The sequence below is a fragment of the Cellulosimicrobium cellulans genome (assembly GCF_007679345.1).
GTDB lineage: Bacteria > Actinomycetota > Actinomycetes > Actinomycetales > Cellulomonadaceae > Cellulomonas > Cellulomonas cellulans_A.
Genome location: NZ_VEGH01000008.1, coordinates 1 through 12,731 on the forward strand (window position 1 = coordinate 1; position 12,731 = coordinate 12,731).

The following is a 12,731-nucleotide window of genomic DNA, read 5'->3' on the forward strand; positions in this document are numbered from 1 at the left end:
CAGGCCAAGGGTCACGCGCGCACCCACCGACCACAGCCCACCGCTCAGCGAGCCGCAGCCACAACCCTCACAGTCAGTCCAGCGCCCCGCGCACCGGCGCCAGCGCGTGGTCGAGCAGGTCCGGCAGCCGCGTCCGCGCGGCCCCGGCGAGCGCCCAGGCCTCGACCGCCGCGACGAGCGCCCCTGCCCAGGCGGCGCCCGCGACCCGGGCGTGCAGCGGGTCGACCCCGCGGCCCGCGGCGTACGCCGCGATGGTGGCGCCGAGGTCCGCGGTGCGGCGCGCGGCCGCCAGCCGGAGGTCGTCGCCGAGCCCCATCGTGTCGGCCTGGGTGAAGGCGAGGGCGACGTGGTCGGCCGGGAGCCGGGCGGCGAGGTCGCGCAGGGCCGCCTCGACCGCGGCACCCGGGTTCGCATCCGCCGGTGCGGCCTCGAGGGCGGCCCGCAGCGCCTCGACCCGCTCGTCGAAGGCCGCCCACAGCAGGTCCGACTTCGCCGGGAAGTAGTTGAAGAACGTGCTCCGCGAGACGCCCGCGCGCTGCGTGATGTCGGCGATCGACGTGGTCGCGTACCCGCGCTCGAGGAACAGCTCGCCCGCCGCCTCCTCCAGCATCGACCGCGACGAGGCGTGCGGGCGACCGGAGCGGCGCGGGGCGGGGGTCGGCACGCGCCCATGCTAGGCGGGGCGTGGGACCGGGATCACAGCGGCCGGCACGGGATGCGCGCCGCACCTGCGCCTATTGTTGGACGCAGTGCAACAACCGGTCGGCGGACGAGCCGCGACCGGACCCCGACGCCCGAGGTGGACCCGTGCCCCACGCCCTCCGTCCGACCCGCGCCCGCACCGGTGCCGCGCTCGCCGCCGCCGCCGCCCTCGCCCTGGCGGCGTGCACCGGCTCCGGCGGCGACGCCGACGACGCCGCGACCCCGCGGGACGGCGGCACGCTGGTCTACGCGACCGGCGACGCCGAGCCCACCTGCCTCGACCCGCACGTCGGCGGCAACTACCCGCAGGCGCTGATCAGCACGCAGTACCTGGAGCCGCTCGTCGGCCGGGACGCGGACGGCACGATCCTGCCGTGGCTCGCGAGCGGATGGACCGTCAGCGACGACCTGCTGACCTGGGACTTCACCCTGGTCGACGACGTGACGTTCACGGACGGCACCCCGTTCGACGCCGCGGCGGTCAAGGCCAACATCGAGCACCTGCAGGACCCGGACACCGGCTCCTCCACCGGCTACCTCGCGGTGCAGAAGGTGGAGTCCGTCGAGGTGGTGGACGCGACGCACGCCCGGTTCCACCTGACCGAGCCGGACTCCGCGCTGCTGGAGTCCCTGAGCCAGCAGTGGACGGCCATGGAGTCGCCGGCCGGCATCGAGCGCGGCACGGACGAGAACTGCGCGGCCCCCGTCGGCACCGGCCCGTTCGTCGTGGACGAGTGGGTGCCGCAGCAGCAGGTGACCCTGGTGCGCAACGACGAGTACGTGCCGCTCGACCCGCAGGCGGAGCACGACGGACCTGCGTACCTGGACGAGATCGTCTGGCGGTTCATCCCGGACGCGGCCACCCGGTACGCCGCGCTGCGCTCCGGCGAGGTGCAGGTGATCGACAACCCGCAGCCCGACGCGATCGCGCAGGCGGAGGCAGGCGGCGACATCACGCACGTCGACGCCCCGCGGCCCGGCTCGTCCAACCGCATCGAGCTGAACAGCGCGCAGCCGCCGTTCGACGACGTGCGGGTGCGCGAGGCGTTCGTCCGCTCGGCCGACCCGGACCCGGGCATCGAGACCCTGTTCGCGGGTACCGCGACCCGGTCGTACTCCCCGCTGTCGAGCGTCGAGCCGACCGCGTACGGCGACGAGGACCTGTTCACCACGGACACCGACCGCGCGGAGCAGCTGCTCGACGAGGCCGGCTGGACCGGCACGGACGACGAGGGCTACCGGACCAAGGACGGGCAGCGCCTCACGGTGCGGTTCCCCGTCAGCACCAACCAGTCGGTGGCCGCGGAGCAGTCGCTGTTCGAGCAGATCCAGGCCAACGCGAAGGCGGTGGGCTTCGAGGTCGTCCTGACGCCGTCCGACCTGTCCGCCTGGTACGCCGCGCTCGGGGCGAACGAGTACGAGGCCGTGTCCGCGCCGTACACGAAGGTCGGGCCGGACGTGCTGCGGATCCTCTACCACTCGGACGGCACGGTCCCGGCCCCGAGCGGCTACTTCGCCAACCACGCGCAGGTGAAGGACCCGGAGCTGGACGACCTGCTGGACCGCGCCTCCGCGACGGCCGACGACGCCGAGCGGGCCGACCTGTACGAGCAGGCGCAGCAGATCGTGCTGGAGGGCTACTCCATCCTCCCGCTCTACGACCAGCAGAACCACTTCCTCACCCGCGGCGTCACCGGGATGCGGACGCTGGACACCGTGTCCACGCCGACGTTCCTGGACGCCCGCCTGGGGTCCTGACCGCCGTGCGCGCCGTCGCCATCCGCCGGGCGGTCCGCCGCCCGTGGCTGCGGTGGCTGCTGGCGCGCCTCGGCGCGGCGGCACTCGTGGCCTGGGTGGTGGCGACCGTCGTGTTCTTCGCGCTGCGCGCGGCCGGCGGCGACCCGACCGAGGCGATCCTCGGCGGACCCGGGTCGCAGGCCGGGCCGGAGGCGGTCGCGGCGGCCCGCGCGCAGTACGGGCTCGACCAGCCGCTCGTCGTGCAGTACCTGGTGCAGCTCTGGCGCGTGGCGACGTTCGACCTCGGCGACTCGTACGCGCGCCGGGTGCCGGTGTCCGACCTGCTCGCGGAGCAGCTGCCCGGGACGATGCTGCTCGCGGTGCTGGCCCTCGCCCTCGCGTGGGTGCTGGCGCTCGCGGTGGCGACGCTCGCGGTGCGGGCCACCGGGCCGGTCGGCCGTGCGTGCGCGGCGGCGCTGCGCGGGGCGGAGGTGGTGGCGGCGGTGCTGCCGCACTTCTGGCTCGGGGCGGTGCTGATCGTGGTGTTCTCCTCGACGCTCGGCTGGTTCCCCGCGACCAGCAGCGGCACCGACCCGGCGGGGCTGGTGCTGCCGACGGTGACGCTCGCGGTCCCGGTCGCCGGGTTCCTCGGGCAGGTCATGCGCGACTCCCTGGAGGAGGCCGCCGCGGCGCCGTTCGCGACCAGCGCGCGGGCGCGCGGGGCCTCGCCGGTGGGCGTGCTCTGGCGGCACACGCTGCGGCACGGGGTGCTGCCCGCGGTGTCGCTGTCGGGCTGGGCGTTCGGATCGCTGCTGAGCGGCGCGGTCGTCGTCGAGACCCTGTTCGGCCGGCCCGGGCTCGGGCGGCTGCTGCTCGACGCGACGATGCAGCGCGACGTGCCGGTGGTGGTCGGGGCCGTGGTGGTCGTGGCGCTGGCGTACGTGCTGGTGATGCTGCTGGTCGACGTGACGGAGCGGCTGCTGGACCCGCGGCTGCGCGGCGCCGTCGAGGTGCCGGGGGCACCGGGCGGGGCGGCGCCGGCCGCGCGCGCGGGGGAGCCGGCGGTGCTGGGGTGACGGCCGTGGCGGAGCGGCGGGGGGCGGCCGGCGGTGGCTCGGGCGGCTCCGGCGGCGCGGGCGGCGCGGGCGCGGCACGGAGCGGCGGGCGGGGGCGCGCGGGTGCGCGCGCGGCGGGGGCCGGCCGGGTGCTCCGCGGGCTCGGCGTGCCGGGCGTGCTCGCGGCGCTCGCGGTGCTGTGGATGGCGGTCGCGGTGCTGCGACCGGACCTCCTGGCGCCGGGCGACCCCAACGCGATCGACGCCCGCGCGGCGTTCACCCCGCCGGAGCCGGGCCACTGGTTCGGCACCGACGAGTCCGGGCGCGACGTGTACACCCGGGTGGTGCACGGCGCGGCTGCGTCGCTCGGCATCGGCGCCGCGGCGACGGCGATCGGCGTGGGCGCGGGCCTGGTGCTGGGCTTCGCCGCGGGCCTCGGTCCGCGCTGGCTCGACGCCGCGATCGGCCGGGTGCTCGAGGTGCTGTTCGCGCTGCCGACCCTGGTGCTCGCGCTGCTGCTGGTCGCGGTGCTCGGCGCGGGCGTCGAGGCGTCCGTGCTGGCCGTCGGGGCGGCGACCGCGCCCGGGTACGCGCGGATGCTGCGCGCCCGGGTGCGGTCCGTCGCGACGAGCGGGTACGTGGAGTCCGCGCGGCTCGAGGGGCACGGACCGGTGAGCGTGCTGCGCCGGCACGTGGTGCCGAACACCCTGTGGCCCCTGGTCTCGGTGGCGACGCTCGGGATCGGGCAGGCCGTGGTGTGGGTGTGCGCGCTGAGCTTCCTCGGCCTGGGCACGCTGCCGCCGTCGCCGGAGTGGGGGGCGATGCTGAACGCCGGGCGGGTCTACATCGACACGGCGTGGTGGCTGACGGTGTTCCCGGGGCTGGCGATCACCGTGACCGCGGCGGCGCTGACGGTGCTGGGCCGGCGGGTCGGGACGGTGGCGTCGTGAGCCGGCCGGCGGTGGGCACCCCGGCGCCGGGCGCGCGGGTGCCGGCCGCGGGCGCCGGGCCGGACGGGGTGCCGGGCGCCGACGCCCCGGTCCTCGACGTCGCCGGCCTGCGGGTCGCCTTCCCCGGCGGTGCCGAGGTGCTGCACGGCGTCGACCTGCGGGTGGCCGCGGGGGAGTGCGTCGCGGTCGTGGGCGGCTCCGGCGCGGGCAAGTCGGTGCTGGCGCGCACGCTCGTCGGCCTGGCGGGCGAGGGGGCGCGCGCCGACGTGCGCGCGGACCGGCTCGGGCTGCTCGGCCGGGACGCCCTGCGGTTCTCGTCGCGGGACTGGCGCGCGGCCCGCGGCCGGGACGTCGGACTGGTGCTCCAGGACGCTCTGGGCTCCCTGGACCCGCTGCGCACCGTCGGCGCCGAGGTCGGCGAGGCGCTCGCGGTGCGCCGACCGGGCGCCGGCCGGCGACCCGGGTCCCGGATCCCCAGCCGGTCGGCGCGCACCCGGCCGATCGATCAGGGGGCGGCGGGACGATCCGGTGGCGATCCGGCGGCGGCCGGCGCCCGGGCGTCCCGGGTCGAGCGCGCGGAGCGGGTGCTCGCCGCGCTGGACGAGGCCGGGCTGCCCGACCCCGCCGTGCGCGCGCGGCAGCGCCCCGGCGAGCTGTCCGGGGGGATGCGGCAGCGGGCGCTGATCGCCTCGGCGGTCGTCGCCCGGCCGCCGCTGCTGGTCGCCGACGAGCCGACGACGGCGCTGGACGCCACCGTCGCGGCCCGGGTGCTCGCCCTGCTCGGCGACCTCCGGGACGCCGGGACCGCGGTCGTCCTGGTCACGCACGACCTCGGCGCCGTGGCGCGGGTGGCGGACCGGGTCGTGGTGCTGCGGGACGGCCGCGTGGTCGAGGAGGGGACGACGGCGGCCGTGCTCGGCGCGCCGCGCGAGGCCTACACCCGCGAGCTGGTCGCGGCGGCGCGGTTGGGCGACGGTCCCGGTGCGGTCGCGGAGCCCGGCCCGCCGGTGCTGGAGGGCCGCGGGCTGCGCCGGGCGTTCCCGTTGCCGGGCGGCGGGTCCGTGACGGCGGTCGACGGGGTGGACGTCGTCGTGCGCGCGGGCGAGGCGGTCGGGCTGGTGGGGGAGTCGGGGTCGGGCAAGACCACACTGGCCCGGCTGCTGCTCGCGGCCGACGCGCCGGACGCCGGCGAGGTGCTGCTCGACGGCCGGCCGTGGTCCGCGCTGCCCGAGCGGGACCGGCGCGCGCTGCGCCCGGGCGTCCGGCTGGTGCCGCAGGACCCGTTGGGCAGCGTCGACCCGCGGCTGACGGTGCGGGCGGTGCTGCGCGCCGCGCTGGCCACCGCGCCGCACCCGCCGGCGCGCGCCGACCGGGACGCGGCGGCGGCCACCCTGCTCGCGCGGGTGCACCTGCCCGCCGAGGTCCTGGACCGGCGGCCCCGCACCCTGTCCGGGGGGCAGCGGCAGCGGGTGGCCATCGCCCGCGCGCTCGCGTCCGAGCCGCGGGTGCTGCTGCTGGACGAGCCGGTGTCGGCGCTCGACGTGCAGGTGCAGGCGGCGGTCCTCGACCTGCTCGTGGAGCTGCGCCGCGACACGGGGGTGGCGATGGTGCTGGTCTCGCACGACCTCGGCGTGATCCGCCGCGTGTGCGACCGGGTGCTCGTGATGAGCGGCGGCCGGGTGGTGGAGCAGGGGCCGGTGCCGGACGTCTTCGGCGCCCCGGCCCACCCGGTCACGCGGGACCTCCTGGCCGCCCGCGCGCTCTGAGCGCCGGGCGCGGTCCTCCCGAGGACCGCGCCCGGCGGCAGTCCCCGCGCACACCGCGCGGGGAGCGCGGTCAGACGGTGACGACGATCTTGCCGCGGGTGTGGCCGGTCTCCAGCTCGCGGTACGCCGCGGCGGCCTCCTCGAGCGGGTAGGTCGCGGCGATCTCGACCGTGATGACCCCGCGCGCCGCGAGGTCCGCGAGGTGCGCCAGGTCCGCGCTGTCCGGCCGGACCCAGACGTACTGGCCGCCGAGCTCGTCGCGCGCCCGGGCGTCCGTGATCGACGCGATGGTGCCGCCGGGGCGCAGCAGCGCGGGCGCCGTCTCGATCGCCTGCCCGCCGACGTAGTCGAGCACCACGTCGAACCCGTCCGGCGCTGCGGCCCGCGCGGCCTCGACCAGCCCGTCGCCGTACGCGACCGGCTCGGCGCCGAGCGAGCGCAGGTAGTCGTGGTTGCGCTCGGACGCGGTGCCGACGACGCGGGCGCCGGCGTGCGCCGCCAGCTGCACCGCGATCGAGCCCACGCCGCCGGCGGCGGCGTGCACGAGGACCGTCTGGCCCTCGGTCAGCCCCGCGCGGCGGATGCTCTGCAGCGCGGTCAGCCCGGCGAGCGGGAGGGCGGCGGCGTGCTCGAAGGACAGCCCGGCGGGCTTCTTCGCGGCGGTGCGGACCGGCACGGCGACGTACTCGGCGAGCGTGCCGTCCTGCACCACGTCCTTGCGGGCGTACGCCAGCACCTCGTCGCCGACCTGCAGCTCGGGGGTGTCCAGACCGGCCTTCACGACCGTCCCGGACACGTCCCACGCCGGGACGGCCGGGAAGTGCACGTCCATCAGGCCGCGCAGGTACCCCTCGCGGATCTTGTAGTCGACCGGGTTCAGGGACGCGGCGGCGACCTTCACGACCACGGCGTCCGCACCGATGTGCGGCTCCGGCCGGTCCTCGACCCGCAGCACGTCGGCCCCGCCGAACTCCTCGTACACGACAGCTCTCATACCGGTGCGAACCGGCGGACGGGGCTGCGCATTCCGGGACGGTGGCGGCCCGCGCTCATCCCGACCGGGTGGTCCCGCGCGTGACCCGCGGTCCTAGCGTCGGCAGCGCGGACGGGCGCACCCGGGGCGCGTGCCGCGCAGGTGAGGAGCGTGGTGGCGGTGGAGTTCTGGACCGACTTCTGGGACATCATCTGGTGGTTCGTGTGGGCGTTCGTGTTCATCGCCTACCTGTTCGCCCTGTTCTCGATCATCACGGACCTGTTCCGGGACCGGGACCTCAGCGGCTGGTGGAAGGCGGTGTGGCTGATCTTCCTGCTGGTGCTGCCGTTCCTGACCGCGCTGGTCTACCTGATCGCGCGGGGGCGGGGCATGGCGGAGCGCAGCGCCGAGGCCGCCGTCTCGGCGCGCCGTGCCGGTGACGCGTACATCCGCGAGGTCGCCGGCGCCGGGTCGCCGGGGCAGCAGATCGCCCAGGCGAAGGCGCTGCTCGACGAGGGCGCGATCACCGCGGAGGAGTTCGCCGTGCTCAAGGAGCACGCGCTCGGCCGGGCGGGCACCGCGGCCGCGGGCGCGGACGGCTCGGGCGCGCACCGGGCGCCGGCCTGACGGCCGAACCCGCCGCAGTCGCCCGGGGCACCAGGGCCGCCCGGGCCGCTCAGCCCCGCGGGTCGGGCGGCCCGGCCGCGGGGTCGGCGTCGCGGCCGTCCTGCGCCCTCCGCACCGCCGCCAGGAACTCGCGCCCCACCAGCGCCGCGAACGCGAACCCGCACACCATCTGCAGCGTGACCACGATCCGGGCGGTCCCGGTGACCGGGGTGATGTCGCCGAACCCCACCGTGGCCAGCACCGTCATCGTGAAGTACAGCGCGTCCAGCCGGTCGACGGGCTCCGTGAACGCGCCGGGCACCGCGTCGGACAGCGAGGTGTACCCGGCGGCGAACAGCACGACGAACAGCACCGTCGCCGTGACGAACGCCTCGATCGCGCGCAGCACCGGGTACGGGGAGCCGACGACGCTGCGCACCTGCCAGCCCAGCAGCAGGACGAGCAGCACCAGCCCGGCCACGAGCAGCGCGAGCGTCGCCGGCGTCGGCCGGTCGAGCGGGCGGCCGAGGTACAGGGCGACGAGCAGCGCCGTGCTGCCGACCGTGCGCAGGACGGTCCGGAGCCGCGCCCGGGCCGGCGGGCGCGTCGCGGGGGCCGTTCCGCCGGGCGGTTCCGGGTGCGCCTCCATGCGGTCATCGTCGCGGCGCCCGGCGCCGGCGGCATCGCCCGCAGCGGGCGGTCTCGTCAGGCGGTGAGCCCGTGCTCCCCCGTGCGGGTCTCGAACCACACCGTCTTCCCGCGCCCCGGGTGCAGGTCGATGCCCCACGCGGTGGCGAGCGCGTCCACCAGGCGCATGCCGTGGCCGCCGAGCCGCCGCGCGTTCCCGGGCTTGACCATCGGCAGCGTGGGGTCGGGGTCGGTGACCTCGACCCGGACGCAGCCGTCGTGGCAGTCGGCGGTCAGCGCGATGTGCCGGTGCGCGCGCGTGTGCACCACCGCGTTGGTCAGGATCTCGCTGGTCAGCAGCTCGACCGTGCGGGCGGCCTCGGTGGTGGCGTGCCCCAGCTCGGCCTCGCGGGCGGCCCAGCGCCTGCCGGTCGCCACAGAGCCGGGCTCGGGGTCGAGCACGAGGCGGTGGGGTCGGTGTCCCATGCGCGCGCTCCCTCGGTGCTCGTGCCCGGTCCGGGCGGGTCGGCACCAGGGTGGGGCCAGGCGCGGGCGGCCGCATCCCGAGCGGCGCGCGACGGCGCGGTTCCCCGGGGGGTCCGCCCCGGCGTCAGGCCGGGTCGGCCACCGCCGGCTCCTCGGGCGGCGGCACGACCCGGACCCGCGCGATGCGCCGGCCGTCGACCGCCGTCACCTCGATCCGGCGCCCGTCGACCTCCACCGCGTCGCCGACCTCCCCGAGCCGCCCGAGCTGCGCGATCACGAACCCCGCGACGGTCTCGTACGGCCCGTCGGCCAGCGGCACGCCGGTCAGCTCGGTGAACTCCTCGATGGTGATGCCCGCGTCGTAGGAGCCCGGGGCGCCCTCGCGGGCCTCGGCGCCGGAGGAGCCGGGCATGTCGTACTCGTCGCGGATGTCGCCGACGAGCTCCTCCACCAGGTCCTCGAGGGTGACGATGCCGTCGGTCCCGCCGTACTCGTCCACGACGACCGCGATGTGCACGCCCTCGCGTCGCATGGACGACAGCGACGGCAGCAGCTTGTTGGTCCCGGGCAGCACCACGATCTCCCGCATGACGTCCCGGACCCGGACGCCCGTGCGGTCGGGCGCCTCGAGCAGCTCCCGGATGTGCAGGAAGCCCAGCACGTCGTCGAAGTCCTCGCCGATGACGGGGTACCGGGACCACGGCTGGTCGCGCACCCGGTGCAGCGCGTCGGCGAGCGTCAGGTCGGCCTCGAGGAAGTGCACCTCGGGCCGCGGCCGCATGACCTCGGCCACCGAGCGGTCGGTCGCGGCGAACACGTCGCCGAGGATCCGCCGCTCGTCCTCGGGCAGGCCCTGGTGCGCGATGACCAGGTCGCGGAGCTCGGCCTCGGACATCTCCTCGCTGGTGGCGTGCGGGTCCCCGCCGAACAGCCGGACGAGCAGGTTGGTCGACGCGGACAGCAGCCAGATGACCGGGCGCATCAGGGTGGCGAACCGGTCGAGCGGCGGCGCGACCGCCACCGCGACCCGGGCGGACTGCTGGAGGGCGATGCGCTTGGGCACGAGCTCGCCCAGCACCAGCGACAGGTACGCGATGACGAGCGTCAGGGCGACCAGCGCGATCGTGCTCGCCAGCCCCGGGGACGCCCCGAGCGCCTCGATGACGGGTGCGAAGTCGGGCGCGATGGTCGAGGCGCCGTACGCGGCGGAGAAGAACCCGGCGACGGTGACGCCGATCTGCACGGCGGCGAGGAACCGGTTCGGGTCGCGGGCCACGGAGGCGACCCGGGCGCCGCGGGCGCTCTGCCGCTCGAGGCGGTTGATCTGGCTCTCCCGGAGCGAGACGAGCGCGATCTCGGTGCCGGCGAACACCCCGCCGATCAGGATGAAGAGCAGGACGAGGCCGATGTTGCCCCAGGTCTCGGCGTCCATCAGCGGCGAGCCCCCGCGCGGTCGGCGCGGCGGGTGCGGCCGGCGCGCGGGGAGGTGCGGGCTCGCCGCACGGGACTGCAGGGCTGGTCAGGAGGCGACATCGCACCATTCCAGGGGGCGGCGCGGGCGATCGTCAACCGCAGGCGGGCCCGGCCCCCGCGCGCACAGGACGCGCACAGCACGTCCGCGGAGTCCGTGCCCGGAACCGCCCGTCCCGGGGGTCGCGGGTCCCTAGGCTGACCGTGCCGGCGGCGCGTCGCCCCGGGAGGCAGCGGGACGACGGGGTGAGGCGTGTGAGGGCGGTTCGGGTCGCAGGGGGTCGGGGCGTCGTGCGCCGGGGGGCGGCGGCCGGTGCGGTGCTCGCCCTCGTCGCCGTGCTGGGCGCGTGCTCGGGCGGGCCCGACGACCGGCAGCGGACCGCGGAGGCGCTCGCGGAGGCGATCGCGTCCGGCGACTTCGCGGACGTCCCGCTGGACGGCGCCACCGCGGCCGAGGCGGGTGAGACGCGCACGGCGGCCTACTCGGGCCTGGACCCGTGGCAGCCCGCGGTGGTCGCCGGCGACGTCGTGGCCGCGGCGGACGACGACGCGGCCGCGTCCGTCGACCTCACGTTCACCTGGGACGTCGGCGGCGGGACCGCCTGGAGCTACGCCACGCACGCGAACCTCGCGAAGGTGGACGACGAGTGGCGCGCCCGGTGGTCGACGATGCTGCTCGCGCCGGACCTGGCGGCGGGCGAGACCCTGCAGGTGCACCGGGTGCAGGCGGAGCGGGCGGACGTGCTGGGTGCCGGGGACGCGGTGCTCGTGGAGTCCCGCCCGGTGTTCCGGATCGGCATCGACAAGACCCGCGTCCCGGCGGCGGACGCGGACGGCTCGGCCCGCGAGCTCGCGTCGATGCTCGGGCTCGACCCCGAGGCCTACGCGGCGCAGGTGGCCGCGGCGGGGGAGAAGGCGTTCGTCGAGGCGATCGTCGTGCGCGCGGACGACCCGGCGTACGACCGCGGGGCGCTGTCCGTGGTCCCCGGGGTGAACATGCTCGAGACGGCGCTGCCGCTGGCGCCGAACCGGGCGTTCGCCCGCCCGGTGCTGGGCACGGTCGGCCAGGCGACGGCCGAGATCGTCGAGGGGTCGGACGGTGCTGTGGTGGCGGGCGACCTCGCAGGGCTGAGCGGGTTGCAGGCCCAGTTCGACGAGCAGCTCCGGGGCGATCCCGGCCTGACGGTCGTGGCGGCCGCCGGGGCGCAGGAGCGGGAGCTGTTCCACACCGAGCCCGTGGTCGGGGAGCCGCTGCGGACCACGCTCGACCCGCGCGTGCAGCAGGCGGCCGAGGACCTCGTCGCCACGGTCCCGGACAGCGCGAGCGCGATCGTCGCGATCCGGCCGTCCACCGGCGACGTGCTCGCCGCGGCGAGCGGCCCGGGCGGGGGCGGCATGTCGACCGCCACCCTCGGCCTGTACGCGCCCGGGTCGACGTTCAAGGTCGCGTCCTCGCTCGCGCTGCTCCGCGCCGGGCTGACCCCGGACAGCACCGTGACGTGCCCGGAGACGGCGACGGTCGACGGCCGGTCGTTCCGGAACTACCCGGGGTACCCGTCCGACGCCCTCGGCGACATCACGCTGCGGACGGCGGTGGCCGAGTCGTGCAACACCGCGTTCCTCACGGCCGCGGGTACGGCTCCGCAGGAGGCGCTGGCGGCGGCGGCCGCGGCGCTGGGCCTTGTCCCGGACGCGGACCTGGGGTTCGCGGCCGCGCTGGGCGAGGTCCCGGCCGAGGCCACCGGCGGGACCGACCACGCGGCGTCGATGATCGGCCAGGCGCGGGTCCAGGCGACCCCGCTCGGCATGGCGACGGTCGCGGCGTCGGTGGCGGCCGGCGGTCGGGTCACGCCGCGGCTGCTGCTCGGGGGCGCGGGGGAGACCGCCACGCCGGCGCCCGCGCCGGAGCAGCCGCTCACCACCGCGGAGGCCGAGGCCCTGCGGTCGATGATGCGGGCCGTCGTCACGGAGGGCGGCGGCGACTTCCTGCAGGACGTGCCGGGTCCCGAGGTGATCGCGAAGTCGGGCACGGCCCAGTACGGGTCCGGCGACGACCTGCGGAACCACGCGTGGATGATCGCCGCGCAGGGTGACCTGGCGGTGGCGGTGTTCGTCGAGACCGGTGACTTCGGGTCGACGACCTCGGGACCGCTGCTGGAGTCGTTCCTGCGCGCCGTGGCGGTGCCCGCGGCCTGACGGGGGCCGTGACCTGGGCATTCACGGAAATGCGCCGCGAGACGGCGGGCACGCGTGCTCGTCATGCGTTTTGTCCGCTTTGGCCCGAGTGGGTGAAATGCGTGTTCTGGGGGGACAGGCGCCGTCCGCCCCCTTCCGCTCGTCCGGGTGACGGGCCTACAGT

The 12,731-nt window shown here is 76.9% G+C and carries 11 protein-coding genes; 6 read left to right on the plus strand and 5 right to left on the minus strand.

What is annotated here, in order from left to right; all coding sequences use genetic code 11:
- Window positions 1-73: 73 nt before the first annotated feature.
- Window positions 74-664, minus strand: coding sequence for a TetR family transcriptional regulator (locus tag FS882_RS11785; protein WP_262348254.1), 591 nt, complete (start codon window positions 662-664; stop codon window positions 74-76).
- Between the two features lie 143 nt (window positions 665-807).
- On the opposite strand from FS882_RS11785, the gene FS882_RS11790 reads away from it, so the two are divergent.
- Genes FS882_RS11790 through FS882_RS11805 form a run of 4 tightly spaced genes read left to right on the plus strand, consistent with a single transcriptional unit; the run spans window position 808 to window position 6,210 of the window.
- A complete protein-coding gene (locus tag FS882_RS11790; RefSeq protein WP_158373266.1) occupies window positions 808-2,460 on the plus strand; it encodes an ABC transporter substrate-binding protein in 1,653 nt (550 codons plus the stop codon).
- Between the two features lie 5 nt (window positions 2,461-2,465).
- The gene (locus tag FS882_RS11795) at window positions 2,466-3,515 is read left to right on the plus strand and encodes an ABC transporter permease (protein WP_262348255.1); all 1,050 of its coding nucleotides are present in this window, start codon (window positions 2,466-2,468) and stop codon (window positions 3,513-3,515) included.
- Window positions 3,516-3,520: 5 nt separating this feature from the next.
- Window positions 3,521-4,444, plus strand: a complete 924-nt coding sequence (locus FS882_RS11800; protein WP_316043637.1) for an ABC transporter permease — start codon at window positions 3,521-3,523, stop codon at window positions 4,442-4,444.
- Window positions 4,441-6,210 carry an ATP-binding cassette domain-containing protein gene (locus FS882_RS11805; protein ID WP_262348256.1) on the plus strand — a complete coding sequence of 590 codons (1,770 nt, stop codon included), beginning with the start codon at window positions 4,441-4,443 and terminating at the stop codon, window positions 6,208-6,210. Before FS882_RS11800 ends, FS882_RS11805 begins: the two co-directional genes overlap by 4 nt.
- Before the next feature lie 70 nt (window positions 6,211-6,280).
- Here FS882_RS11805 and FS882_RS11810 read toward each other — a convergent pair whose 3' ends face one another.
- The gene (locus FS882_RS11810; protein ID WP_158373267.1) at window positions 6,281-7,204 is read right to left on the minus strand and encodes an NADP-dependent oxidoreductase; all 924 of its coding nucleotides are present in this window, start codon (window positions 7,202-7,204) and stop codon (window positions 6,281-6,283) included.
- Between the two features lie 159 nt (window positions 7,205-7,363).
- On the opposite strand from FS882_RS11810, the gene FS882_RS11815 reads away from it, so the two are divergent.
- Complete coding sequence (locus FS882_RS11815; RefSeq protein WP_158373268.1) at window positions 7,364-7,810, plus strand: SHOCT domain-containing protein; 447 nt, start codon at window positions 7,364-7,366, stop codon at window positions 7,808-7,810.
- A 49-nt stretch (window positions 7,811-7,859) separates the two neighbouring features.
- Here the strand turns inward: FS882_RS11815 and FS882_RS11820 are convergent, their stop codons facing one another.
- The 3 genes from FS882_RS11820 to FS882_RS11830 all read right to left on the minus strand — a co-directional run bounded on the left by FS882_RS11820 (window position 7,860) and on the right by FS882_RS11830 (window position 10,334).
- On the minus strand, window positions 7,860-8,438 hold the full coding sequence (locus FS882_RS11820; RefSeq protein WP_158373269.1) for a potassium channel family protein: 579 nt from the start codon (window positions 8,436-8,438) through the stop codon (window positions 7,860-7,862).
- 56 nt (window positions 8,439-8,494) lie between these two features.
- Entirely contained in the window at window positions 8,495-8,902 is a 408-nt protein-coding gene (locus FS882_RS11825) for an ATP-binding protein (RefSeq protein ID WP_158373270.1), read from the minus strand.
- Between the two features lie 124 nt (window positions 8,903-9,026).
- On the minus strand, window positions 9,027-10,334 hold the full coding sequence (locus FS882_RS11830) for a hemolysin family protein (protein WP_158373271.1): 1,308 nt from the start codon (window positions 10,332-10,334) through the stop codon (window positions 9,027-9,029).
- Between the two features lie 329 nt (window positions 10,335-10,663).
- Here FS882_RS11830 and FS882_RS11835 point away from each other — a divergent pair, with 329 nt between their 5' ends.
- The gene (locus FS882_RS11835) at window positions 10,664-12,568 is read left to right on the plus strand and encodes a penicillin-binding transpeptidase domain-containing protein (RefSeq protein WP_187365270.1); all 1,905 of its coding nucleotides are present in this window, start codon (window positions 10,664-10,666) and stop codon (window positions 12,566-12,568) included.
- Window positions 12,569-12,731: the final 163 nt, after the last annotated feature.